Consider the following 26,106-nt stretch of genomic DNA (forward strand, 5'->3'; position numbering starts at 1 on the left):
TACACTGAGAAAGAACAAGGACGGCATTGTAGCAGAAAACTATTACAATGCCTTAATTTGGAGTCAATTCCGATTACTGTTTAAACTTTGGATTCTTTTCTGCACGCTTGAGCAGAACCAGCACGGCACCGGTGCCACCCTGATTTTCAGGCGCACTGACAAAGGCCAGAACATCACGGTGCTGACGCAACCAGCCATTCACATAAGTTTTTAAAATGGCTTCCGGACCTTTACCATGGACGATCTTGATGACGTTCTGATTTTCATCTTTCGCCATCTGAATAATTTGCAGCACTGCGACGCGAGCTTCTTCTACGGTACAGCCATGCAGATCCACCGCTTCATACCAGCGCAGGTTGCCCGCTTTCAGATCTTCAAAGACTTTGTGTTGTAAGGTCGCGATACGATAGCTCAGTGCAGCCTGACTGCCGACCGGATTCAGCATCGCCTGGGTATCGGACAGAACCGTATTGTCCGTTTCCATCGGGCCTTCAGCCGCAGCACGTTTCGCCAAAGTTTGGGCATCCAGTTTTTTCTTGGCAGGCTTGTCAATTTTGGCAATATTGCTGCTGTCGATCTTCTGCACACCTTGCATCTGCTTGCGGAACAGTTCCAGGTCGTCTTCCTGTTCCTGCTCAGGTGTTTTTACCACAGGTTTTTCAGCCACGACCCGCGCAGGAGTGATGATCTGCTTTTTAAACTGTTTTAGCAGATTGAACTGATCTTTGGTAAGTGAAGAATCGTGTTTGCTCATAATGAAAAAACGTGGAAGATATGAAAAATATCCATAAATTATAGTCCTGAATGGGGAAAATGAGAACTGAATTGCATTCACACATTATGGGTATTTTATTCAGGTAAATATTAAATTGATCTTTATATAAAAATAATGAGAACAGATTGGAATTTTAGCTTTTGATCTTTGCTGTTTTAACCTTTATTTAAAAAACAGGCTGAGTTTTATATTGTAGTTATTGGTCTAAATAATACCTATGAGTGATCTGTCTTATTTCATGCTTTTTATTGCTGGAATATTTGCTTGTTAGTGCTGTTAAATTTGGATAAGAAAAGAGGGCGAATAGAGTATTATTGCCATTTAGCAGAGATAAAATCAGGGCAAAACGAAATTTGCCCTGACTTAAGATATTTAAACCGTTTCAGGCGCACCGAACAGTTCACGGAAAGCATGATCTGGGCGTGGCTGCTTCATAAAGCTTTCACCAACTAGGAAGGCATGAATGTCATGTTCCTGCATCATGGCGACATCTGCAGGGGTAGCAATACCACTTTCAGTGACCAGCAGACGTGATGGATCTAGCAACTCTTTTAGACGCAGTGAAGTATTCAAGTCTACATCAAAGGTTTTCAGGTTACGGTTATTCACGCCAAGCAGGCAACGCTCTGAAAGTTTTAAAGCACGTCCTAACTCTTCTTCGTTATGTACTTCAACCAGTACATCCAGATTGTGTTCAAAGGCAGTCTTCGACATTTCTTCCAGTTGCTGATCAGACAGACATGCCACAATCAGCAGGATACAGTCAGCATGCAAGGCGCGCGCTTCAATCACACCATACGGGTCAATCAGGAAGTCTTTGCGCAGGGCAGGCAGGTCGCAGTGTGAACGGGCAATTTGAATATTTTCATCCGCACCCTGGAAGAAATCTACATCAGTCAAAACTGAAAGGCAGGCAGCACCTGCTTCCTGATACTGAGCCGCAATTTCTGCTGGATTAAAGTTTTCGCGAATCACGCCTTTGGAAGGAGAAGCTTTCTTGATTTCCGCAATCACGCCAGGACGTTTAGATTGTAGTGACTGGGCAAAACCACGCACGGGTGTTGCAGCTTGTGCCAGCTCTTCCACATCCTTATAGCTTTTTTGCTTAAGACGAGCAGCAAATTCTTCTTTTTTACGATCGATAATTTTACCGAGAATCGTATTTGCAATATCAACCATGATCTTTTAATTCCTGCCGTCTTAAGCTTCGTACTGTTTTAAAGTTTTGGTGAATTCACCGAGAATACCCATTTTCTCCAGCGCTTGACCGCCGTAGATGATGTCATGTGCCAGTGCTACACCTTGCTTATAGCTCGTGGTCAGGCCAGACACATAAATACCGGCACCGGCGTTCAAAGCAATCATATCTGCGGCTTTTTCACCGATCGGTGATTTTTTCTTGCCGAGAGCGTCTTTAATCAGTTTCAGACTTTCCGCAGAGTTCTCAATAATCAGCCCAGTCAGGGTCTGTGAAGCGATACCGACAGATTCAGGGGTGATTTCCCATTCAATAATTTCACCGTCTTTTAGTTCCGCTACATAAGTGGAAGAAGCCAGACTGATTTCATCCAGACCATCACGGGAATGCACCACCATGACATGTTCGGCACCGAGCTGTTTCATCACTTCTGCAATTGGGCGGCACAGTTCATTCGAGAATACCCCGATGACCAAACGTTTCACTCCGGCTGGATTGGTCAGTGGGCCAAGCAGGTTGAAAATACTGCGAATTCCCAGTTCCTTACGTGGACCAATCGCGTATTTCATCGCTTTGTGATGGTTCGGTGCAAACAGGAAGCCGACACCGATTTCGCGGATACAGCGTTCAGTTTGCTGCATATTTAGATCCAGGTTAATACCTGCCTGTTCCAGCAGGTCTGAAGAGCCTGATTTAGTGGAAACACCGCGGTTACCGTGTTTGGCAATATTGGCACCGGCAGCTGCAATTACAAATGCAGAGGCGGTTGAGACGTTAAACAGGTTCTGTCCGTCACCACCAGTACCGACGATATCAACCAGATTTGGGACATCGCTGACATCAATTTTAGTTGCGAATTCACGCATAACACGCGCTGCAGCGGTAATCTCATCAATGCTTTCGCCTTTCAGGCGTAGACCCATCAGCAGGGCGCCAATTTGGGCATCGGTTGCTTCACCTGACATGATGGTACGCATCACGTCTTCCATTTGTTCCTGAGTCAGGTGGATGTTTTTAGTAATGTTGCTTAACGCTTGTTGAATATTCATGTTTAGCACTTCACTCATTAGGCATAAATTTCAAGAAAGTTTTTAAAGATTTGATGGCCATGCTGGCTCAGGATGGATTCAGGGTGGAACTGCACGCCTTCGACCGGCAATGTCTTATGTTTCACCCCCATGATTTCTTCCATCGAACCATCTTCTTCATTGGTCCAGCAGGTCACTTCCAGACACTCCGGTAAAGTCGCCTGATCAATCACCAGCGAGTGATAACGGGTCGCTGAAAATGGTGATGGCAGGTTGCTGAAAATGCCTTTGTCGCTGTGATACATATCAGACAGGCGACCATGCATCACACGTTTGGCACGCACGATATTGCCGCCAAAAGCCTGTCCGATACTCTGATGGCCCAGACAGACACCCAGTAACGGAATTTTTCCGGCAAACTGCTGGATGGCAGGAATGGAAATGCCTGCTTCACTTGGTGAACAAGGGCCAGGACCAATGACCAAATACTTCGGTTGCCATCGCTCAATATCTTCCAAAGTCACGGCATCATTACGGACTACTTTTACTTCCTGATTCAGCTCGCCAAAGTACTGGACGATGTTGTAAGTAAAGGAGTCATAGTTGTCGATCATTAAAAGCATGAGCTTAACCTATTGAAATTAATGCACTTAAACGTGCTTGGGTAATCTAGATTACGCTTTATTGTGGCTGGCTTGGACCGTTTGAAAGAATCAAACTAAGCCGTTGATTTCATTGTGTGAAAATAAAGCGATGATCATCATAGCAAATTATCTGAAACTTCTGCGCAACAATTTGCCCAATTTTTCTGCTTAAGTAAATGCACAAGGTTGATAAGGCATAATTGATAAAGAATACTATGAACTTGTGAGTAAATAACTAATAGTAAGTTAAATCTATTTATATGAATAACCTGAGTTCGATATAAAAAAAGAGTAGAAAAAAAGCCCTGTTTTTGTAACATATTGGTTCTCAAGACAAAATGTTATAAAACAAGGCTTCTCAATGGATCATATTACCGAATTATTTTGTATTTTGGATGATTTCTGCAAAAAATTTAATGAATCTTTAGAGAAAGCTTTAATTTCTAATCAAAAAACCAGGTTGAAAAAGTCAGCTTTAAGCTTGTCTGAAGCAATGACCATTGTCATTTTATTTCATCAATCCGGTTTTAGATTCTTCAAATATTTTTATTGCCAAATGATCGTTCCATTCTGGAAATCTGCTTTTCCTAAACTGCTTAGCTACAACCGATTTATTGAAATCATGCCCCGTTGTTTGCAAGCTCTGAGTAGCTTCTTCCATCAGGTGAAAGGAAAAGATACGGGAATCAGTATCATTGACTCCACTAAATTGGTAGTTTGCCATAATCTTCGGATTAAAAGGCATCGTGTATTTAAAGGCTTGGCCGGTCGTGGAAAAAGTAGTACGGGTTGGTTTTATGGTTTTAAATTACATCTCGTTATCAATAATTTAGGTGAAATTATTAATCTCAAGCTGACATCGGGAAATGTTCATGATGTTGCTATATTAGAATCTTTAACTCAAGAATTAAAAGGGATCCTACTCGGAGACAAAGGCTATTTGAGCAAAGCAAAAGCCGAAGCTTTAGCAGCAAGAGGACTGAAAATATTGACCCCATCACGTCGGAATATGAAAAATAAACCCATCCAAACTGAAGAAGAAAAACAATTACTTTGCAGAAGAGGATTGATCGAAACAGTGAATGATCAATTAAAAAATTTACATCAACTTGAACATTCACGTCATCGTTCGGTAAATAACTTCATGGTGAATATCATGGCTGCTGTAGTGGCTTATTGTTTGAACCCCAATAAGCCAACTTTCCAAAATATGCTAAAAGGTTAAGTGGATTTCATCGAACTCAGGTTATGAATAATGAATATCGATATTCATTTCTTAAAAGTTGGATTAAAAAGCAACAGTTGAATTTTAATCTGAACAAAATAATCAAGGGTACTTAGTCTTTCTTTGTCTAAAGTGACTCAATTTGGGGAGGGTTTGATAGAAAAAACATTTTAAGAAAAACTAATTATCCGATGCTAGATACAAAATTACCCTGAAATATGCCTAAAAGCTTACCCAGTTTGAAGAAAAGCTACGTAAAGCACGCACTATTTACTTGCAATAACCTATAGAATAAAAACGTCGCACTATTTAAGTGCAGCTTGAAAGTAATGAAAACAAAAAAAACATAGAATGCTTGAATATAGTGCATTTAATTATGCAAACAGTATAATAGCGACAAAGTATTTCTTCTAATAACCGTTTTCTAATAAGGATTTCAGGATTTTAGCTATACTTTTAAAAGTTGGTACGGTAATTGCTTTATAACTACCAACTACTAACACGCACTCCCTGGGTGCAACAAAAAAACATCGGAGCAAACTGAGCATGGCGAACAAGGTCCTTCAACTCATCCAAGAAAGTGGCGCAAAATGGGTAGATTTCCGTTTTACAGACACTAAAGGTAAAGAACAACACGTGACTTACCCAGCAGACACTATCGATGAAGATACTTTTGAAGACGGTAAAATGTTCGATGGTTCTTCAATTTCTGGCTGGAAAGGTATTGAAGCGTCTGACATGATTTTACGCCCAGATGCTGAGACTGGTTTTATTGACCCGTTCTTCGCTGAGCCTACTGTTGTTGTTACTTGTGACGTGATTGAACCTTCTACTGGTCAAGGTTATGACCGTGACCCTCGTTCAATTGCTCGCCGTGCAGAAGAATACCTGAAATCAACTGGTATTGGTGATACTGCATTCTTCGGTCCAGAACCAGAATTCTTCGTATTTGACGAAGTAAAATGGGAAATTGACATGTCTGGCGCTCGCCACACACTGATCGCTGAAGAAGCTGCATGGTCTACTGGTAAAGATTACGAATCAGGTAACTCTGGTCACCGTCCACGTGTTAAAGGTGGTTACTTCCCAGTTCCGCCAGTAGATTCTCACCACGATATGCGTGCAGAAATGTGTGCGAAAATCGAAGAAATTATGGGCCCAGGTCGTGTAGAAGTACATCACCACGAAGTTGCATCTTGCCAGCTAGAAATTGGCGTAAGCTTCAACACTATGGTTCGTAAAGCTGACGAAGTACAACAGTTCAAATATGCTGTTTGGAACGTTGCGCATCAATACGCTAAAACTGCGACTTTCATGCCTAAACCAATGGTAGGTGACAACGGTTCTGGTATGCACGTTCACATGTCGATCTCTAAAGATGGCAAGAACCTGTTTGCTGGTGATGAATACGCAGGTCTTTCAGAAACTGCACTTTACTTCATCGGTGGTATCATCAAACATGCTCGTTCATTGAACGCGATCACTAACCCATCGACTAACTCTTACAAACGTCTGGTTCCACACTTCGAAGCACCGATTATGCTTGCTTACTCAGCACGTAACCGTTCTGCTTCTATCCGTATCCCATACGTTTCTAGCCCTAAAGGCAAACGTATCGAAGCACGTTTCCCTGATCCAATGATGAACCCGTACCTAGGTTTCGCTGCATTGCTGATGGCTGGTATCGATGGTATCCAGAATAAGATCCATCCAGGTGAAGCTGCAGACAAAAACCTGTACGATCTTCCTCCAGAAGAAGAAGCTAAAATCCCTACAGTGGCTCACAGCCTTGAAATGGCTCTTGAAGCGCTTAAAGCGGACCAAGATTACCTGCTTAAAGGTGGCGTGTTCACTAAAGAAATGCTTGAAGCGTACATCGAGCTTAAAACTGAAGAAGTTCGTCGTCTTAATACGACTACTCACCCAGTTGAATTCGACATGTACTACAGCCTGTAATTCTTCCGAGAATTTCACTGTAAAAAAGACCCGCCTTTGTGCGGGTTTTTTTGTATGATGCTGTTATGGATTCAAGATAAATGATTATGGCAGCACGTAAAAAACATACCGGCTTTTTTCCCTGGATTGATCCGCAGGATCATGACAAGGGCTTTAAACTGAATTTTTCTGAAGTGACTTATGTTGAAGTTGGGCGTACACCTGAAGGTTATAAGCAGGCAGAATTTGTGGCTCTACGTAATCCTGAGCTGGCGCTGGATTATGACTATCCGAAAAGTTTTTATATCACCACAGACGGCCTGATTCTGAAAAAGCTACCAAGTGGAAAATATGAAGTCATCGCCAAGACTGATAATGCCTAATCGTGAAGTTGATACTGTGGTGAGTGTGAAAGTTAAGAATCCATATGGACAGCAGATGCCTGCAAGATTAAAAGAATGGCTGTATGCTTCAGGTTCATTAACCCAGCAATTAACTGACCTGGCAGGCGGGCAGTTCCGGGTAGAACCACAGCAGGAACATTTTCGGCGTCTCAGTTTTAAAAATGCCAGCTGGATGAAGATGCCACATCAGCATACCTCTTGGGTGCGGGAAAGCTATTTATATGGTTGTGATGCCGAGCCCTGGGTCAAAGCCAAAAGTATTTTCCCGATTTTAAGCCTGCAAAAACGTGCTCGTATTTTTCAACATATTGGTTCTAAACCCATTGGTTGGTTGTTATTTCAACGGACCGATCCGCATTGTGAACGTCGTGTGATCTATCTGGAGGATGGGTGGACCCGACAGAGCTGCTATACTTGGCACGGCTGCAAATTCATTGTACAAGAAACATTTTTACCTGCTTTTCAGCGTTATATAGAAAATCAACAGGCTTAACTTGATATGGCAACTGCACAAGCAATTACTTGGCGCGAGCGTTTTAGCGCCTATTATTACCTATGTCGTTTCGACAAGCCGATTGGCACTGAACTGGTGTTTTGGCCAACCATGTGGGCATTGTGGGTTGCTGCTAAGGGAGTGCCTCAGCTTAGTATCCTGATCCCGATGATTCTTGGAGTCATCTTTATGCGTGCAGCAGGTTGTGCCATTAATGACTTTGCAGACCGTAAAGTCGATGCCCATGTCGAGCGGACTAAAACCCGTCCGTTGGCTACAGGCATCATTAGTGCTAAAGAAGCGGTGATGGTGTTTCTGGTGCTGGTCGCGGCGAGTGCTTGTCTGCTGTTTTTTCTGCCGATTGAAACCTTCTACTGGTCCTTTGGGGCTTTATTTTTAGCCTTCATCTATCCGTTTATGAAGCGCTATACCCATTTGCCACAAGTGTTCTTGGGTGCAGCATTTTCCTGGTCGATTCCGATGGCCTATACCGCAGTAGGGCAAACACCGGATTTAACCTGCTGGTTGCTGTATTTTGGTAATTTGGCTTGGACTGTGGCTTATGATACCCAATATGCGATTACGGATCGTGAATATGATTTAAAGATTGACGTGAAGTCGACAGCGATTTTGTTTGGGCAGCATGATATTCAGATCATCAGCATCTTGCAGGCCATTAGTTTGGTTCTGATTGGTTCAGCTTTGTGGATAGAAGACTTACTGATTCCATTTGGCTTGATTGGGCTTCTGGCAGTCGCGATTGATTTCGTATATCAGTGGTCCAAAACCAAGGATAAAGATCCTCAGCGCTGTTTCTGGGCTTTCCGGCATAACCGCTGGGTGGGTGTCATGATTTTCCTGGGAATCTTTGCTGCGCTTCTGTAACAGCATCTTGTCGTTTCACAACAAAAGCATCCTATAAGGGTGCTTTTTTTTATCCCTTTAGCCGTAAAACCTCGCCCTTCAGGGCATAGGTATCTACACAATTTCCATGTTTTGCGTTAAATTGAAGAGCATGCTCTTCAATTTTAACATCTCTCGCTTAGATCAGCGCCTTGTCAAACGTTACAACAACCTCGTTCAACTCAATATGAATCCTCTTGCTTCACTTGCTCCTGCAATCAAAGATATTGCCTCTGCTCAAAAAAATAGTTTCGCAACGACGCAAGCTGTATGGCGGTTTTTAAATAATGATAAAATCTCATTTAAACAATTAAATGAACCTATTCAAAAACTTACTTGTGATCAGATTAAGACATCGCTGCATCGTTATGCTTTAGTTATTCATGATTGGTCACAAATCCAATATGTGACACATCGTAATAAAACCCAAAAACTCCAAAGGACACATCAGTACGACTCAGGCTATGAATTACAAACGAGCTTACTTGTTGATGCTGCTTCTGGACTACCTGTTGCTCCATTAGCTCAGACCCTTTCTAGTGCTTCAGGTTGCTATTCGACATTCAATGAGCAACAGACCGAACGTAAAACCCATTTAGACTCCCTTTCTGAACAAATTCAAAAAGTTGAACAGTTTCCTCTTGATAAAACCTGCGTACATATTATTGATCGTGAAGGAGATTCCATTGCTCATCTCAGGGAATTAAGCAGTCATGGTTTTCAATGGCTTATTCGAGCAAAGGAAGGAAATCGGATTGAGCATCAGGGTGAAATATGTAAAGTTGGAGAAGTTGCTGAACGTATCGAAATACAGCAAGTGAAACCCATTTCTTATAAGGGTAATCAACATATGCTTTATGTTGGAGAAACCAATGTTCGGCTTACCCGTGCTGCAAAATCAAATAAAAAAGATTGTTTAGGTCAAAGAGTTGCTCCTCAGAAAGGTGCTGCAATTGAGGCTAGACTGATTATTGCGGTGGTTAAAGATATTAATGAAAAGACAGTTGCAAGATGGTCATTGATCAGTAATGTACCAACTGAGATTACCGCAGTAGAACTGACGACTTGGTATTACTGGCGTTGGTCAATCGAATGTTATTTCAAACTTCTCAAGCAAGCAGGCCATGATATTGAGTCATGGCTTCAGACTACGCCAGAAGCGATTTTAAGGCGTTTGCTAATCAGTTGTATGGCTTGTGTGTTGACGTGGAGAGTACAGCGTTGTACAGATGAACAAAATCAGAAAGTCCGTGCATTTTTGACTAGACTTTCAGGTAGACAACAGAAAAGAGGCAAGGTAGAGAGTGCGCCTGCCATATTGGCAGGACTCTCGATTTTACTAAATACTCTTCAACTGCTCTCAGAATATTCAATAGATGAACTGAATGAAATCGCAACTATTGCACTAGGTACCTAAAGATGTGTAGATACCTATGCCCTTCAGGCATAGGTATCTACACAATTTCCATGTTTTGCGTTAAATTGAAGAGCATGCTCTTCAATTTTAACATCTCTCGCTTAGATCAGCGCCTTGTCAAACGTTACAACAACCTCGTTCAACTCAATATGAATCCTCTTGCTTCACTTGCTCCTGCAATCAAAGATATTGCCTCTGCTCAAAAAAATAGTTTCGCAACGACGCAAGCTGTATGGCGGTTTTTAAATAATGATAAAATCTCATTTAAACAATTAAATGAACCTATTCAAAAACTTGCTTGTGATCAGATTAAGACATCGCTGCATCGTTATGCTTTAGTTATTCATGATTGGTCACAAATCCAATATGTGACACATCGTAATAAAACCCAAAAACTCCAAAGGACACATCAGTACGACTCAGGCTATGAATTACAAACGAGCTTACTTGTTGATGCTGCTTCTGGACTACCTGTTGCTCCATTAGCTCAGACCCTTTCTAGTGCTTCAGGTTGCTATTCGACATTCAATGAGCAACAGACCGAACGTAAAACCCATTTAGACTCCCTTTCTGAACAAATTCAAAAAGTTGAACAGTTTCCTCTTGATAAAACCTGCGTACATATTATTGATCGTGAAGGAGATTCCATTGCTCATCTCAGGGAATTAAGCAGTCATGGTTTTCAATGGCTTATTCGAGCAAAGGAAGGAAATCGGATTGAGCATCAGGGTGAAATATGTAAAGTTGGAGAAGTTGCTGAACGTATCGAAATACAGCAAGTGAAACCCATTTCTTATAAGGGTAATCAACATATGCTTTATGTTGGAGAAACCAATGTTCGGCTTACCCGTGCTGCAAAATCAAATAAAAAAGATTGTTTAGGTCAAAGAGTTGCTCCTCAGAAAGGTGCTGCAATTGAGGCTAGACTGATTATTGCGGTGGTTAAAGATATTAATGAAAAGACAGTTGCAAGATGGTCATTGATCAGTAATGTACCAACTGAGATTACCGCAGTAGAACTGACGACTTGGTATTACTGGCGTTGGTCAATCGAATGTTATTTCAAACTTCTCAAGCAAGCAGGCCATGATATTGAGTCATGGCTTCAGACTACGCCAGAAGCGATTTTAAGGCGTTTGCTAATCAGTTGTATGGCTTGTGTGTTGACGTGGAGAGTACAGCGTTGTACAGATGAACAAAATCAGAAAGTCCGTGCATTTTTGACTAGACTTTCAGGTAGACAACAGAAAAGAGGCAAGGTAGAGAGTGCGCCTGCCATATTGGCAGGACTCTCGATTTTACTAAATACTCTTCAACTGCTCTCAGAATATTCAATAGATGAACTGAATGAAATCGCAACTATTGCACTAGGTACCTAAAGATGTGTAGATACCTATGCCCTTCAGGGCGGGGATATAAGGCTGCAATCCGCTAGTCCCCCTTGTGGGGATTAGCTAGGATTGCTAATGCGGTGTTTGCTGTTGTTGGATATATTGTTTAATAATCCCAATGGGAGCACCTCCACACGATGCAGCGAAATAACTAGGCGACCACAAAGCATTCCCCCATAATTTGTTTTTAATTTCAGGGTGTTTAGTTCTTAAAATACGACTAGATGCACCTTTTAGGCTGTTAACCAAGCTAGAAATAGCTACTTTTGGTGGATAGTTCACAAGTAAATGAACATGATCATGCTCACCATCAAATTCTACCAACTTAGCTTCAAAGTCTAAGCAAATGCGCTTGAATACTTCATTCATAGTTTCGAGCATAGCTTTGGTAAAAACATCTCTACGATATTTAGCCACAAAGACTAAATGAACGTGCATATTAAAAACACAGTGACGACCTGTTCTAATCTCTTGACTATTATCCATAGACCAAATATATTTTAGTGATGAAGACACTTAAATTACGTATAAAAGACAAACATTGCAAGGTGCTAGACCAATTGGCATCTGAAGTTAATTTTGTCTGGAACTATGTCAATGATTTGTGTTTTAAACACTTGCAAAGAAAACAACAATTCTTTTCAGCTTACGATATTGCTAAATACACGAAAGGTACATCAAAAGAGTGCAATTTGCACAGCCAAACCATACAGGCAGTTGCGGAAGAATTAGTTACTCGAAGAAAGCAATTTAAAAAAGCCAAGCTAAAATGGCGTGTCAGTAACAAAAAAAATGCTAGACGTTCTCTCGGTTGGATTCCATTTAAAAAAGTGGCGGTGAAATATGCCGATGGGTATGTCCAATACGGCAAGCATCAATTCAAGCTATGGGACAGTTACGGACTAAGTAAATACAATGTTAAAACAGGCTCGTTTGTCGAGGATAGCCGAGGGCATTGGTATGTATGTCTTGTGGTTGATTCAATTAAAACAGAGAAAACCACCGCTAAAACCTCAATTGGCATTGATCTAGGACTCAAAGACCTTGCGACTTGCTCAGATGGTGTAAAGTTCAAAGCGCCTAAAATCTATCGTCAATATGAACAAAAACTTGGTATTGCTCAAAGAGCAAGAAATAAAAAACGTGTCAAAGCGATTCATGCCAAGATCAAAAATCTACGTCAAAATATGCTGCATCAATTCAGTCATAAACTGGTGAATGAACATGCAGCCATCTTCGTTGGTAATGTGAATGCCAAAGCATTGGCACAGACAAAATTAGCTAAGTCTGTACTCGATGCAGGTTGGACGACCTTAAGAACCATGCTCAAGTATAAATGCGAGAACGCAGGGGTATGGTATGAAGAAGTCAATGAAGCCTATACCACCCAAACTTGCTCGTGCTGCGGCTCACGCTCCAGTAGTCTGAAAGGTAGAGCAGGACTTGGAATAAGAGAATGGCAGTGTGTGGAGTGCGGTACATTCCACGATAGAGATATAAACTCAGCACTGAATATTCTTGCGCTCGGACATGGGCGTCTCGCAGGAGGAATCTCCGTCCTTTAGGTCGGAGAGGATGTCAAGTTTAATTCTAGATTCTTCATGAAAATCATAAAGAATAACAAGGGAAAAGAATATGAATAATATAGTGAAAAACGGTTTCAAAAAAACCTGTCTGGCAGTTGTTTGTTCGATGTCATTGTTGATGACAGCGTGTAATGACGATGATGATGACCGCCGTATTCCCGTCACTCCTGATGAAAGGATTTTCTTAAGTCAACAGCCTTATACTGCTGATACATTTGCTGAAGCATCGAATATTCAGGTCATGCGCTATAACATGCCAAATGTGCGCGGTGACTTAGCCGAAGCAACTGCTATGGTACTTTATCCGAATACTCCACGACCTCGTGATGGCTGGCGTGTTGTGGTTTGGGAGCATGGAACGGTAGGAAGTGGTGATTCATGTGCGCCAAGTCGTAATTTGCTTAATACAAACTTTAAAACCTTGGCAAGCAGTCTTCTTGCACAAGGATATGTCATCGTCGCCCCGGATTATGAAGGATTAGGTACTCGGGGAATCCATCCTTATTTACATTTGAATAGCGCCGCCCAATCAGCAATTTATGCGGTAAGAGCCTTTAAACAGCAACAAGGTAATAATTTTAATGGAGCATGGGTATCGGTGGAGCAATCGCAAGGAGGACATGCTTCACTTGCTACAGCTCAAGTCGCTGATAATGATCCAAATTACAAGGCAGCGGTTGCAGCTGCACCTGCCTCAAGCTTAGGTGTAATTATTAGTCAGGTAGCACCACAAGCTTTAAAAGACTTGGTCGATGCTGGGCAGGTTGAAACGGCAAAAGCTGTCTATGCTGAATTGCTTGCGTATGCGGCTTATGTAGCTGTAGGCATCAAAGCTTATGAGCCAGATTTTAATTATCGAAATATTTTTTCTGAACGAGCTGGAGTTGTGGCTGAAAAGGCCGAAGGGAGCACTGGCGAAAATGGACTTTGTTTAAGTCCTTTAATTGGTGCTTATATAGAGGACATTAATTTATATCTAAATGAAAATGAGGATAGGACTGTTCTGGATTATCCAGGTTTGGTAAATGATTTTCAGAATAATCCGTCAGTGGCAAAATTCCTAACAGAAAATCAACCTGGAACAGAAAAAATTAATGTGCCTGTGATGATTATTCAAGGAACAGCAGATATGGCAGTACCATATCCAATCACTGAGGCGTTACAGCAAAACTTAGCTGATCTGGGTACATCCGTAACTTTTGTTCCTGTTGAAAATGCATCGCATACGCAAGCGATTGTTCAAAGTAATACTCAATTGGTTGATTTTATTCGTGAACATATGCCAGCAAATACACCACGATAAATGTAAAGGAGCTTCGGCTCCTTTTTGATTGCGTTTAATTCTAGCCTTGAGCTTGCTATAGTGTGGTGCAATGAAAAGTAATGAATATAGGTTTGTTATGTCTCAGCAGCCACAGCCGCGTAGTATTAAAAAGCTGGTGATCTTTGGTACGCTTGCGTTATGTATTCCCATTTTCCTGGTCAGTATGGCTTTCTTAGCCATCAATAGTGATGCAAAAAACCAGGAAAAATATAAGCAGCAACAGGCAGAAATGATTGCCCGTATCAAAGCGCGTGAAGCTGCGGAAAAACAGGCTGCGGAACAGCAGGCACAAGCCGAAGGGCAGGTAACATCGGAAGCTAAGCCTGATCAATAATTTTTTGAATCTATCTTAAATCTCGCTGTAGTTGTCTGATACTCGGAATCTCGGTGTATCGGACAACGGTATAGCCTGCAGCGATCAGCATCGCATCACGTTCCGCATCTTCTTTTTCTTTGCCAATATGACTTGGGTCGTCTAGCTCGATAATTGCCACCACATTATAGTCCCGATCCATCACCACAAAGTCCGTGACCTTGCGGTTGAACTTGCTGCGCATTTTTATATTGTCATGCGTGATTAGCGCGCTAAAAGCCACTTGCACCAAGATATGATGATGTGGAAAGGCATCTTTTAGACGAGTGAACATCTTGCTTTCAAACGGTGTAATGACACGTTTGGGATAAAATTTTTGTCGACGGGCGAAGAGTTGTGGGAAGAGCAGGCAAATCAAGGCAAACGTTGCCAGGCAGCCAATCACAAAGAAAATAATCTGACTCAAATGGAACACGACAGAAGAAATAGCAAATAAAAAAACCCACTTCGCAATGAGTGGGCTTTTTAGGAATCTTGGCTCTCCCACCTGGGCTCGAACCAGGGACCTGCGGATTAACAGTCCGTCGCTCTACCGACTGAGCTATGGGAGAATAGATGGCTCTCCAACCTGGGCTCGAACCAGGGACCTGCGGATTAACAGTCCGTCGCTCTACCGACTGAGCTATTGGAGAATCTGAAAGCGATTATAGAGAGATTTTGAAAGGGGTCAAGGAACTTTTGTGAAAAAAGCGATAATTCTGGTTTGAATGTTTTAAAAATAATCTAAAGACAAGTTAGCTTAGTTATCTGGTTTTAATTTGTTTGAATTTAAAGCTTTTTTTGTAGAAGTAGAATTACGAGTAGGAGGGCTAAAGCATTCAGCATATCTCCTAAAAATATTCGGACAAAAAAATGACACCGATAAAAAAAGCCCACTTCATCATGAGTGGGCTTTTTAGGAATCTTGGCTCTCCCACCTGGGCTCGAACCAGGGACCTGCGGATTAACAGTCCGTCGCTCTACCGACTGAGCTATGGGAGAAAAGTGGCTCTCCAACCTGGGCTCGAACCAGGGACCTGCGGATTAACAGTCCGTCGCTCTACCGACTGAGCTATTGGAGAATCTGATGCGCATTTTAGGGAGGAAAGTGCAGGTCGTCAACCAATTAATTGAAAGAAATGAAACGTTTGCTTTATAAATATGCGTTTATGTGCTCAAAATAAAAAAATCACCCATAAAGGGTGATTTTTTAGGCTTAGAAATAAGAAATTATTTCTCAACACCAGCAGGTTGACCTGCATATTTAGCGTTAGCGTAGTCCCAGTTCACCAGGCTTTCAAGGAAAGTAGAGATATATTTAGGACGAGCGTTACGGTAGTCGATGTAGTAAGCGTGTTCCCAAACGTCGATAGTCAGGACAGCAATTTTACCGTGAGCCATTGGAGTATCAGCATTAGAAGTTTTCAGAATAGAAAGGTTACCGTTTACTTCGTCAGCAACTAACCAAGCCCAACCTGAACCGAATTGAGTAGCAGCAGCGTTAGCAAATTCTTCAGCGAATTTTTCGTAAGAACCGAAAGCTTCGTCAATTTTTGCAGCCAAAGCGCCAGTTGCTTTACCGCCACCGTTTTTAGTTAAGCAGTTCCAGTAGAAAGTGTGGTTCCATACTTGAGCGGCGTTGTTGAATACACCTGCTTTAGAAGCATCGCCAGCAGTTGCTTTGATGATTTCTTCCAGAGTTTTGCCTTCAAGCTCAGTACCAGCGATCAGGTTGTTCAGGTTAACCACGTAAGTGTTGTGGTGTTTGTCGTGGTGGTATTCTAAAGTTTCTTTGCTGATGTGTGGAGCAAGAGCGTCGTAGTCGTATGGTAATGGTGGTAAAGTAATGGTTGTCATGTTTTCAATTCCTTGCATTTTGCTGGGTTTTGACAATAAGTGGCCTTATTGTAATAGAAAAACAGGCAGAAATGCGCATTACAGATAAATAAGAATACAGAATAAAGCCTGAATTTATACGTATAAAGCCGCTGTCAAATACCGTCTGGTGAAATTAAATCGGATTGTTTAATTCGAAGTAACTATACTCAATATTAAACTGCTGTGAAATAGCTTTTGTTAGGCGTTGAACACCATATTTTTCAGTGGCATGATGACCGCAGGCGAAATAATGTACATTTAGTTCTTGTGCTTCATAGAAAGTGCGTTCTGAAACTTCGCCGGAAATATAGGCGTCGCAGTTTTGTGCTGCAGCTTTATGAATAAAATCCTGTGCGCCACCGGTACAGAAGCCGACTTTTTGAATTTCTGTCTTGTCTGCTGGTAAATGAATGGCATCATAGTCCAAGCGTTCTGAGACATAGGCTTTAAAGGCTTCTGGACTCATCGGTTGTTTTAAATAACCGATATTCCCAATTGGGCGGCGTTCATTCGGGTCAAGCGGTTCAAGATGTTCCAGTTCCAGCAGGTCGGCAATGGCTGCATTATTACCAAATGTAGGGTGACTATCTAAAGGTAAGTGATAGCCCACCAGAGAAATATCATTTTTAATTAAGGTCTTAATGCGTTGGCCGCGCATGCCGGTAATCGGATACGGTTCACCTTTCCAGAAATAGCCATGATGTACCAGTAACAGGTCAGCACCTTGGTCAATCGCTGCTTCAATTGCGCCTTGTGAAGCGGTCACGGCACAGAGGATTTTATTGACCTCAGCTTTGCCTTCGATTTGCAAACCATTCGGGGCATAGTCCTTAAATTCAGCAGCAGCTAAAGTCTGGTCACACCACTGAATAATATCCTGTAATTTCGCCATAAATTTCTCGCTAAACCTTTAAATTGCACCCATCAAAACATATTTTGAATTGTAACTAAAGCAGCACAAATCTCTTTTGCATTTTTTATGTTTAGTTTTGTGTTTAGTTTTACAATAGGTCACAAATTACTTTGTCATCAACGAATTAAAAAATTTAGAGGATAATAACGTGCGTCGGACCTTTACATGGTTACCTTGGGTGTTGTTGATCCTAGTGATCATCATTTTTCTTGGGTGGCATCAATATCAGAAGCCCAAGGCACCTGTCGCACCAGATGGTGTGAAGATGCCTGCGGAGAAAGTCGAGCCTTTACTGGAAACGGCACGTACGGGTGGGGTGAGCTCCTATAGTAATGCGGTTAAAGTGGCTGCACCAGCCGTTGTGAATATCTTCACTACCCAGAAAGTGAAGAAACAGGACAATCCTTTATTGAATGATCCGGTGTTCCGTGAGTTTTTTGGGGATCAGCTTCCAGAGCAGTTCTCGCAAGGGCCGAATGAAAACAGTCTGGGTTCTGGGGTGATTGTACGTGCGGATGGTTACATCCTGACCAATAACCACGTGATTGCACGTGCTGATCAGATCATTGTGGCCTTGAATGATGGTCGTCGTGCTGAAGCCAAAGTGATTGGTACTGATCCGGATACGGATCTGGCCGTGATCAAGATTGAACTTGATAAACTGCCGGTCTTGCCATTTAAACTGAGTGGTAATGAGGTCGGAGATGTGGTGCTGGCAATTGGTAACCCGTTTGGTGTTGGCCAAACCGTGACTCAAGGGATTATCTCAGCCACAGGTCGTTCTGATCTGGGGATTAATACCTATGAAGACTTTATTCAGACCGATGCAGCGATTAACCCGGGTAACTCAGGTGGTGCGCTGATTGATGTGGCGGGTAACTTGATTGGGGTGAATACCGCGATCTTCTCGCAATCTGGTGGTTCACTGGGGATTGGCTTTGCAATTCCAGCAAAAATCTGTCAGCAAGTGATGAATGCAATCCTGAAAGACGGTCGTGTAGTGCGTGGCTGGCTCGGTATCAGTTTGATGCCGTCACAGCGCAATGAACTATCGCAGGCGGTTGAGCAGGGTGTGGTCGTTGCAGATGTATTGGCAAATGGTCCTTCAGCCAAAGCCGGTCTAAAACGTGGTGACCGCATTATCAAGGTGGATAAAGAAGTGATTACGACCGCTTCCCACTTGATCAACTATGTGGCATTACAAGCTCCAGGTAGCAAAATCATCATTGAAGTGGAGCGTGATGGCAAGAAACTGGATCTGGAAGTAACTGTTGGTGAACGTCAAGCCCAGCAAAATGCGTCTTCGCAATATATTCCATTGCCACGCTAATCACTAAATCTAGTTTTTTAAAAATCCCTCTTCGGAGGTAATGCCAGTCAGTTAAGAGATTGACTGGCATTTTTTTGGGTATTTCTGTGGTTTCCCTTTCACAACTCGTGGGTAGTTTCTACTTCTTTTTTTCGGTAAAACATACCTTTTAGATTTTTCCATTAAACTTTCTAGATGTTTAGGCAAATTGCCTGCGGAAGCCAAAGAATCAAACTTCAATAGGTTAAGGATAGCAATAGAGGTAATATGAAAGCTCATTCTCAAAGGACTGACTTTTGCACGTTGAGCCATATATTTCATTTGTCTTCTTAGAATATTATAGGCAATAAAGACTCCCCATAACTCTTGATAAATCAAGGTAGGTTGTTTACTCCTTAAATGCTTCCCTTCCTGTAAGTTACTCTTGATTTCTCGGTAACACATTTCTATTTCCCAACGCTGGGCATAGAGTTTTGCTAAAGCTAATAATGGATATCTCTTTGAATCTATTAGTGAAGTGATATAACGTCTAATCTTACCTGCCTGCTCAACCTCAATGAGACGTGCTTCCCAATAATCTCCTAAGGCTGGATTAAGTTTTTTAGCTCTTGTTGATATCGGCATTCTAATATGAAAGTCATGTTGCGAATTACGCTCCACAATCTCATACCGTAAATTATCTTTTGCACGCATAAGCCAATGACTTTCTTCTGCACGTTTTTGCCACCCGATGAGAAAATCTGCAGAGAAATAGGCTCGATCAAATAGGGTAATACTGTGTGAACAAGGAGATAATTGGCTTGCCAGTGTGAGTTCACCTTGATCCATACTGCCTATTTGAGCATCTATAATTTCATGGGTCGCGGTATTTACTAAGCAGGTTGCTCTCACTTGTGGATAAGGAGCATCAGCAGTTTTTCCTTTAGATGAACCAAAGTGTGCAAAATTCTCATCTGTATAAGGCATAGACCAAACAACACCATCAACAGCGCACACACTCAGACCGTGAAAGTTTGAGTATTGCTGCTGAGATTCTTCAAACCAGGCTTGGCTAAGTAAAGAAAATAGCGCATTTAAAGGTTCTGATCCTAAACGTTGTCGTGCTTGTACTACTGCACTAGGAACACAATATTCTGTTGTACCAAATACAAGTTTTAGTTGTTCTACGACATATCCGATAGGTTGATTTCGAAATAAAGCGAGTCCAATGACAAGCCATACCACATGTTCAGCGGGTAACTTCCTTCTTCTAATTGATGCCTTACCTGTTTGATTCAGACTTTCCTCAATCCAGTTGAAATCAATAAATTCACTAAAATGGCTAAGTGAAGGTAAAGAATGTTGAAGGGTGCAATCTAAATTTTCAGATAAAGTCATAAAAAAAATGAGCGTATTTACATACACTCATTTTTACTACATTTTACTAATATTTGCTTAACTGACTGGCATTACCTCTTCGGAGGGATTTTTTTATGTTTGGAAAAGTCTTAATTTTTTAATTCTGCTGATCTGCATGATAATCCTGAATCACTTCCAAAGTTGCACTGAAAGCTTCCTGCGCAACTGGTGCACCGCAGTAGGGAAGACTATGTAATAACACTTCCTGAATTACCTCAACCGTCGCACCATTATTTAAAGCGCAATGCACACATGCACATGGCTTTTGAGTTCGGTTGGAGTCTTTTCAGCGGTAAAGAAAGCAATGGTAATTAATGAGCGATACTTTCACCTATCACTTCAGTACGAACTTTTAAGCCATTTTCATAATATTGTAATGACATGTTTTTGCCTCAATTTTTTTATGCACCTAACTAGTCCTTTCCTATCAAAATACCATTGTGCAAAGGTCATAAAAAAGTGGCTGAAAAGCCACTTTGGAGAATAATCCAAAGCGGAGTAAAATTACTCCGTTTTGGAAATAACAGTGAAGCCTTAAAATTAAGGTGTAGCGGGATGGGATGGATCGGTTTGGCTGGAAGTATCTGTTCCAGTAGAATCGGCTTTTTCAAGATATGGATTTTCCAGTTCCAACACACGCTGTAGATGCAGGTCAAAGATATCAGTTAGCATACTGTCATAACGTTTGGCGTTATAGTGCAGCAGCTTTTCTGCTTCATGTTCATTGATAAAACCTTGTTTGCGCGCATCTGCCACATGCTCAGCAAAACTAAGTCCTTTGAACTTATTTTTGTTTTCAGCTTTTTTGAAACGATCCCAAAGTTGTTCAATATCCAGCAGCATGGCAAAGGTCGATTCCATACGGCCATTCACATCATCCTCAGCAGTGCTGTAGTAAACGTGCTTTTTCAGCACATTCCGGAAAGCATTGTCTTCCATCATGACATTGGCGACTTGCTGTTTCAGCTGGTCTGATGGTTTTTTTACAGGTCGTCCAAACGGGAAGCAGATAAATTTGACCAGACCAGCAGCAATGCCCACCGGAAAATTGGCAAACAGGTCATAAAACGCTTCCTGTGCCGTATATAGGGATTTTTCTACAGCCAGTTTGGCATGCAGACGATCTGCTTCAGATTTCTTACTATGTTCAAAGAATTTCAGAATTGCAGAGGCAATAAACAGATGAGCGTGAATGTCTGCTAGACGTCCGGAAAGCATTTCCTTACGTTTAATGTCACCCGCCAGTAGGCCAAGACACATATCTGCAGTCAGGGCAAAGTTGGCACTTAGTCGGTTAATGATTTTGTAATACGGCCGGGTAAAATCAACTGAACTTTGCGGTGCAGCACCTGAACCACCGGTAAAAGCATAAGCCACAGAACGTGCCGTACGATTAAAGGTATAGCCGAGATGCTTATAGAGCAGTTCATTAAAGCTTTGCATTGCTGCATCTTTATCTTCTGCCTGTAGTAGCTGCAGTTCTTCATATAGATAAGGATGACAACGCATCGAACCCTGGCCGAAAATCATCAGGGAACGGCTGAGGATATTAGCACCTTCTACAGTAATGGATACCGGAATTGCCTGATAATTGAGTGCCAGGAAATTACGTGGCCCTATCTGGATGGCACGACCGCCGACTACATCCATGCCGTGATTGACAATTTTACGCATGGTTTCAGTGGCATAGTATTTGGCAATCGCGGTCATCACCGCTGGTTTACCACCTTGATTCAGGCCGCAGGTGACCAGATAACGGAATGCTTCGAGCATATAGGTATCGCTGGCAATTTCACTATTGGCTTCCTGTACACCCTCAAATTTACCCACTGAAATTTTAAATTGTTGACGGATACGCGAGAATGCACTGACATTTAGATAAGTCATCTCAGCACTTGAAGTAGACAATGCGGGCAGGGAAATCCCGCGACCGACTGCCAGACATTCCATCAACATTCGCCATCCTTTACCGGCATTTTTTACCCCACCAATAATCCAGTCCAATGGAATAAATACATCCTTGCCTTCCACCGTACCATTCATAAATGGTGAACCCGGATTATGCCGTGGACCGACTTTCACGCCTTCATGACTCGCTGGCAGCAGGGCACAGGTAATGCCGTATTCTGCAGGACCTTCCAGCAGCCGATCCGGGTCATACATTTTGAATGCGAGACCGATGACAGTGGCAATTGGAGCCAAGGTAATCCAGCGTTTGGAGAAATTCATTCGCAGGCCCAGTACTTCCTGACCTTCAAACTGACCATAGCAGACGATCCCAGTATCTGGAATTGCCCCTGCATCGGAACCGGCCTCTGGACTAGTTAAACCAAAGCAGGGAATTTCCTGTCCTTTGGCTAGGCCCGGCAGATAACGTTTTTTCTGCTCTTCTGTACCATAATGCAATAGCAGCTCACCGGGACCGAGCGAGTTAGGCACCATGCAACTCACCGCAGTCGTCAGTGAACGGGACGCAATCTTACTCATGACGCGGCTTTGCGCAAAGGAACTAAAGGCACGCCCGCCATATTCTTTGGGAATAATCAGCCCCAGAAAACCATTGTCCTTGATAAATTGCCAGATATGCTCCGGCAGCTTTTTCTGCTCGTGAATTTGCCATTCATCCAGCATGCTGCACAGGGTTTCCACTTCATTGTCCAAAAAAGCCTGTTCTTCATTATTCAGCTTTGGATAAGGATAGTTATTAAAAATTTCCCAGTTCGGTGCTCCCATAAACAGTTCTTTTTCCCACCAGCTGGTTCCGGATTCCAATGCTTCACGCTCGGTTGGGCTGATGCTTGGCATGGCATTGGCCAGCGCTCGATAAGAAGGACGGGTAATCACTGCCATCCGCAATGGATCGATCAGTACAATCAGATTAATAATGATCAATGGAATGCCAAAGATGAGCGACCACGGGCTAATAAATGCGACCAGAATCGAAGCAATAATCAGGGAAAATGCGCCCGTGGTTCGGGAGAGCTCAAAATAGAAAACAGCCCATAAGCACAGCAGGAGGAGCAGAACAGCAAAAATAAATAGCATTGTTATATTTCTCCAGGTTTTCGGCATTCATGGATGATTTTTTTTATGTCCTTAAGACAGATATAAATAGATGAAGACTTAGGTCATGAATGCGCTGTAGAGTTATCGTTTTGAGTCCAGCAACGATATCGTTTAATTTGCAGTCTAGCTTTGAGATTGTTTGAAAAGTGTTCTGCATTCAAGTGAGAACGCGCAAAGAAATGTGAAGATAAGTAAGCACTTAGCTTGAATGATTTTTCTATTAATTTTGAGCTAAGATGGAGTGATGTATTTTTATAAAAAAGATAAATAATAAAAAAGCCCTCACATGGAGTAATGCCAGTCAGTTAAGAGATTGACTGGCATTTTTTTGGGTATTTCTGTGGTTTCCCTTTCACAACTCGTGGGTAGTTTCTACTTCTTTTTTTCGGTAAAACATACCTTTTAGATTTTTCCATTAAACTTTCTAGATGTTTAGGCAAATTGCCTGCGGAAGCCAAAGAATCAAACTTCAATAGGTTAAGGATAGCAATAGAGGTAATATGAAAGCTCATTCTCAAAGGACTGACTTTTGCACGTTGAGCCATATATTTCATTTGTCTTCTTAGAATATTATAGGCAATAAAGACTCCCCATAACTCTTGATAAATCAAGGTAGGTTGTTTACTCCTTAAATGCTTCCCTTCCTGTAAGTTACTCTTGATTTCTCGGTAACACATTTCTATTTCCCAACGCTGGGCATAGAGTTTTGCTAAAGCTAATAATGGATATCTCTTTGAATCTATTAGTGAAGTGATATAACGTCTAATCTTACCTGCCTGCTCAACCTCAATGAGACGTGCTTCCCAATAATCTCCTAAGGCTGGATTAAGTTTTTTAGCTCTTGTTGATATCGGCATTCTAATATGAAAGTCATGTTGCGAATTACGCTCCACAATCTCATACCGTAAATTATCTTTTGCACGCATAAGCCAATGACTTTCTTCTGCACGTTTTTGCCACCCGATGAGAAAATCTGCAGAGAAATAGGCTCGATCAAATAGGGTAATACTGTGTGAACAAGGAGATAATTGGCTTGCCAGTGTGAGTTCACCTTGATCCATACTGCCTATTTGAGCATCTATAATTTCATGGGTCGCGGTATTTACTAAGCAGGTTGCTCTCACTTGTGGATAAGGAGCATCAGCAGTTTTTCCTTTAGATGAACCAAAGTGTGCAAAATTCTCATCTGTATAAGGCATAGACCAAACAACACCATCAACAGCGCACACACTCAGACCGTGAAAGTTTGAGTATTGCTGCTGAGATTCTTCAAACCAGGCTTGGCTAAGTAAAGAAAATAGCGCATTTAAAGGTTCTGATCCTAAACGTTGTCGTGCTTGTACTACTGCGCTAGGAACACAATATTCTGTTGTACCAAATACAAGTTTTAGTTGTTCTACGACATATCCGATAGGTTGATTTCGAAATAAAGCGAGTCCAATGACAAGCCATACCACATGTTCAGCGGGTAACTTCCTTCTTCTAATTGATGCCTTACCTGTTTGATTCAGACTTTCCTCAATCCAGTTGAAATCAATAAATTCACTAAAATGGCTAAGTGAAGGTAAAGAATGTTGAAGGGTGCAATCTAAATTTTCAGATAAAGTCATAAAAAAAAATGAGCGTATTTACATACACTCATTTTTACTACATTTTACTAATATTTGCTTAACTGACTGGCATTACTCACATGGAGGGCTTTTCATATCAGCTCAATTAAGCTTCGATGGTTTGTACGGCAATTTTCTTGGCAGGATCCGTCTTACGACGTACGGCTGGTACTGGCTCGCCGTAGTATTGACGATCTGCAAAGTAACTTGAACGTACCATTGGTGCAGACCAGATATTTTTAAAGCCGAGTTTGCGGCCATGCTCTGCATAACGCTCAAACTCTTCTGGTGTTACAAAGCGGTCAATTGGCGCGTGCTGCTTAGAAGGCTGCAGATACTGACCAATCGTCACATAATCCACGTCATGCGCTTTCAGGTCATCCAGCAGGGCAATCACTTCTTCTTCAGTTTCACCAATACCGACCATCAAACCACATTTGGTTGGGATATCCGGGCAGTATTCTTTAAACATTTTTAGCAAGTTTAAAGAGTGCTGATAATCTGAACCTGGACGCATCGCTTTATACAGGCGTGGCACAGTTTCAATATTGTGGTTGAATACATCTGGCGGACATTCAGTCATGATACGTAGGGCGATATCCATACGACCACGGAAGTCAGGTACCAGAATTTCTAATAGGGTATTTGGGCTTAATGCACGTGCTTCTTTAATACAGTCGACGAAATGCTGTGCACCACCATCCAAAAGGTCATCACGGTCAACCGAAGTGATCACGGCATATTTCAGACCGAGGTTGGCAATGGTTTCAGCCATGTGACGTGGTTCGTCTGGGTCCAGTGCATTTGGACGGCCGTGAGCAACGTCACAGAATGGACAACGACGGGTACAGATATCACCCATGATCATGAAGGTTGCCGTACCACCCCCGAAACATTCTGGCAGGTTAGGACAAGCAGCCTCTTCACAAACAGTGTGCAGTTTTTGCTGACGCAGGGTGGTTTTAATACGTTGCACTTCATCCGGCGCGGCCATTTTGACACGAATCCAGTCCGGTTTTCTTGGAGCTTCAACCGTAGGAACAACTTTTACAGGAATACGCGCGACCTTTTCCGCGCCGCGAAGTTTGACACCCTGTTCAGGTTTACGGTTTTCAGACATATTCAACTTTTCCACTGTTTTTGAAGGGAGGAGATTATCAAAGATAGCGCTTTTATTATAACGGACTTAGGTAAAAATAGGGTAAAAAGCACTATTCATTTAAAAAATGTTCTCATCACACAATATATGTCAGTTAA

Annotated in this window: 23 protein-coding genes, 4 tRNA genes and 1 pseudogene; 11 read left to right on the top strand and 17 right to left on the bottom strand. The window is 42.1% G+C overall.

Annotated features, from left to right (window positions below):
* Positions 1–73: 73 nt before the first annotated feature.
* From ABEF84_RS05295 to ABEF84_RS05310, 4 genes are all read right to left on the bottom strand, one after another.
* Complete coding sequence (locus tag ABEF84_RS05295; RefSeq protein ID WP_347454356.1) at positions 74–754, bottom strand: Smr/MutS family protein; 681 nt, start codon at positions 752–754, stop codon at positions 74–76.
* Between the two features lie 393 nt (positions 755–1,147).
* Positions 1,148–1,954, bottom strand: a complete 807-nt coding sequence (trpC, locus tag ABEF84_RS05300) for an indole-3-glycerol phosphate synthase TrpC (RefSeq protein WP_034582993.1) — start codon at positions 1,952–1,954, stop codon at positions 1,148–1,150.
* 21 nt (positions 1,955–1,975) lie between these two features.
* Positions 1,976–3,022, bottom strand: coding sequence for an anthranilate phosphoribosyltransferase (trpD, locus tag ABEF84_RS05305; RefSeq protein WP_034582999.1), 1,047 nt, complete (start codon positions 3,020–3,022; stop codon positions 1,976–1,978).
* Positions 3,023–3,039: 17 nt separating this feature from the next.
* On the bottom strand, positions 3,040–3,624 hold the full coding sequence (locus ABEF84_RS05310) for an aminodeoxychorismate/anthranilate synthase component II (RefSeq protein ID WP_034582995.1): 585 nt from the start codon (positions 3,622–3,624) through the stop codon (positions 3,040–3,042).
* Between the two features lie 382 nt (positions 3,625–4,006).
* Here ABEF84_RS05310 and ABEF84_RS05315 point away from each other — a divergent pair, with 382 nt between their 5' ends.
* From ABEF84_RS05315 to ABEF84_RS05345, 7 genes are all read left to right on the top strand, one after another.
* Positions 4,007–4,870, top strand: a complete 864-nt coding sequence (locus ABEF84_RS05315; RefSeq protein WP_004679438.1) for an IS982 family transposase — start codon at positions 4,007–4,009, stop codon at positions 4,868–4,870.
* Between the two features lie 546 nt (positions 4,871–5,416).
* On the top strand, positions 5,417–6,826 hold the full coding sequence (gene glnA / locus ABEF84_RS05320; protein ID WP_034583009.1) for a type I glutamate--ammonia ligase: 1,410 nt from the start codon (positions 5,417–5,419) through the stop codon (positions 6,824–6,826).
* Between the two features lie 86 nt (positions 6,827–6,912).
* Positions 6,913–7,188, top strand: coding sequence for a hypothetical protein (locus ABEF84_RS05325; protein WP_034583011.1), 276 nt, complete (start codon positions 6,913–6,915; stop codon positions 7,186–7,188).
* A gap of 55 nt (positions 7,189–7,243) precedes the next feature.
* Complete coding sequence (locus tag ABEF84_RS05330) at positions 7,244–7,702, top strand: chorismate lyase (protein WP_227504116.1); 459 nt, start codon at positions 7,244–7,246, stop codon at positions 7,700–7,702.
* Positions 7,703–7,708: 6 nt separating this feature from the next.
* The gene (ubiA, locus tag ABEF84_RS05335; protein ID WP_034583005.1) at positions 7,709–8,587 is read left to right on the top strand and encodes a 4-hydroxybenzoate octaprenyltransferase; all 879 of its coding nucleotides are present in this window, start codon (positions 7,709–7,711) and stop codon (positions 8,585–8,587) included.
* A gap of 205 nt (positions 8,588–8,792) precedes the next feature.
* Positions 8,793–10,022, top strand: coding sequence for a transposase (locus ABEF84_RS05340; protein WP_347454975.1), 1,230 nt, complete (start codon positions 8,793–8,795; stop codon positions 10,020–10,022).
* A gap of 149 nt (positions 10,023–10,171) precedes the next feature.
* Positions 10,172–11,401: a transposase gene (locus ABEF84_RS05345; protein WP_168419539.1), complete on the top strand. Its 1,230-nt coding sequence runs from the start codon at positions 10,172–10,174 to the stop codon at positions 11,399–11,401.
* An 84-nt stretch (positions 11,402–11,485) separates the two neighbouring features.
* Here the strand turns inward: ABEF84_RS05345 and tnpA are convergent, their stop codons facing one another.
* On the bottom strand, positions 11,486–11,899 hold the full coding sequence (gene tnpA, locus ABEF84_RS05350) for an IS200/IS605 family transposase (RefSeq protein ID WP_075167884.1): 414 nt from the start codon (positions 11,897–11,899) through the stop codon (positions 11,486–11,488).
* A 20-nt stretch (positions 11,900–11,919) separates the two neighbouring features.
* Between tnpA and ABEF84_RS05355 the strand changes: the two genes are divergently transcribed.
* The 3 genes from ABEF84_RS05355 to ABEF84_RS05365 all read left to right on the top strand — a co-directional run bounded on the left by ABEF84_RS05355 (position 11,920) and on the right by ABEF84_RS05365 (position 14,657).
* Complete coding sequence (locus ABEF84_RS05355; protein ID WP_347454317.1) at positions 11,920–12,978, top strand: transposase; 1,059 nt, start codon at positions 11,920–11,922, stop codon at positions 12,976–12,978.
* Positions 12,979–13,048: 70 nt separating this feature from the next.
* Entirely contained in the window at positions 13,049–14,302 is a 1,254-nt protein-coding gene (locus ABEF84_RS05360) for a lipase family protein (RefSeq protein WP_347473788.1), read from the top strand.
* Between the two features lie 97 nt (positions 14,303–14,399).
* Positions 14,400–14,657, top strand: coding sequence for a hypothetical protein (locus ABEF84_RS05365; protein ID WP_034586902.1), 258 nt, complete (start codon positions 14,400–14,402; stop codon positions 14,655–14,657).
* Positions 14,658–14,667: 10 nt separating this feature from the next.
* Here ABEF84_RS05365 and ABEF84_RS05370 read toward each other — a convergent pair whose 3' ends face one another.
* The 7 genes from ABEF84_RS05370 to ABEF84_RS05400 all read right to left on the bottom strand — a co-directional run bounded on the left by ABEF84_RS05370 (position 14,668) and on the right by ABEF84_RS05400 (position 17,445).
* The gene (locus ABEF84_RS05370) at positions 14,668–15,111 is read right to left on the bottom strand and encodes a DUF2726 domain-containing protein (RefSeq protein ID WP_034586918.1); all 444 of its coding nucleotides are present in this window, start codon (positions 15,109–15,111) and stop codon (positions 14,668–14,670) included.
* A 60-nt stretch (positions 15,112–15,171) separates the two neighbouring features.
* A tRNA-Asn gene (locus tag ABEF84_RS05375) sits at positions 15,172–15,247 on the bottom strand.
* 5 nt (positions 15,248–15,252) lie between these two features.
* Positions 15,253–15,328 (bottom strand) — tRNA-Asn (locus tag ABEF84_RS05380).
* A 273-nt stretch (positions 15,329–15,601) separates the two neighbouring features.
* Positions 15,602–15,677: transfer RNA gene (locus ABEF84_RS05385), tRNA-Asn, on the bottom strand.
* Positions 15,678–15,681: 4 nt separating this feature from the next.
* A tRNA-Asn gene (locus ABEF84_RS05390) sits at positions 15,682–15,757 on the bottom strand.
* Between the two features lie 148 nt (positions 15,758–15,905).
* On the bottom strand, positions 15,906–16,532 hold the full coding sequence (locus ABEF84_RS05395; RefSeq protein WP_034586905.1) for a superoxide dismutase: 627 nt from the start codon (positions 16,530–16,532) through the stop codon (positions 15,906–15,908).
* A gap of 154 nt (positions 16,533–16,686) precedes the next feature.
* On the bottom strand, positions 16,687–17,445 hold the full coding sequence (locus ABEF84_RS05400) for a Nif3-like dinuclear metal center hexameric protein (RefSeq protein WP_347454354.1): 759 nt from the start codon (positions 17,443–17,445) through the stop codon (positions 16,687–16,689).
* A 169-nt stretch (positions 17,446–17,614) separates the two neighbouring features.
* Here ABEF84_RS05400 and ABEF84_RS05405 point away from each other — a divergent pair, with 169 nt between their 5' ends.
* A complete protein-coding gene (locus tag ABEF84_RS05405) occupies positions 17,615–18,796 on the top strand; it encodes a S1C family serine protease (protein ID WP_034586912.1) in 1,182 nt (393 codons plus the stop codon).
* A 51-nt stretch (positions 18,797–18,847) separates the two neighbouring features.
* Here ABEF84_RS05405 and ABEF84_RS05410 read toward each other — a convergent pair whose 3' ends face one another.
* The 5 genes and pseudogenes from ABEF84_RS05410 to lipA form a co-directional block, all read right to left on the bottom strand.
* Entirely contained in the window at positions 18,848–20,152 is a 1,305-nt protein-coding gene (locus ABEF84_RS05410) for an IS4 family transposase (RefSeq protein ID WP_347453003.1), read from the bottom strand.
* A gap of 118 nt (positions 20,153–20,270) precedes the next feature.
* Positions 20,271–20,500 (bottom strand): annotated as a pseudogene (locus ABEF84_RS05415) (carboxymuconolactone decarboxylase family protein); the annotation flags it as partial.
* 213 nt (positions 20,501–20,713) lie between these two features.
* The gene (locus tag ABEF84_RS05420) at positions 20,714–23,218 is read right to left on the bottom strand and encodes an acyl-CoA dehydrogenase (RefSeq protein ID WP_034586915.1); all 2,505 of its coding nucleotides are present in this window, start codon (positions 23,216–23,218) and stop codon (positions 20,714–20,716) included.
* A gap of 326 nt (positions 23,219–23,544) precedes the next feature.
* Positions 23,545–24,849, bottom strand: a complete 1,305-nt coding sequence (locus ABEF84_RS05425) for an IS4 family transposase (protein ID WP_347453003.1) — start codon at positions 24,847–24,849, stop codon at positions 23,545–23,547.
* Between the two features lie 106 nt (positions 24,850–24,955).
* A complete protein-coding gene (gene lipA, locus ABEF84_RS05430) occupies positions 24,956–25,969 on the bottom strand; it encodes a lipoyl synthase (protein WP_034583945.1) in 1,014 nt (337 codons plus the stop codon).
* Positions 25,970–26,106 lie beyond the last annotated feature (137 nt).

The sequence above is a fragment of the Acinetobacter sp. ANC 7912 genome (genome assembly GCF_039862785.1).
In the GTDB taxonomy this organism is placed as follows: Bacteria; Pseudomonadota; Gammaproteobacteria; order Pseudomonadales; family Moraxellaceae; genus Acinetobacter; species Acinetobacter thermotolerans.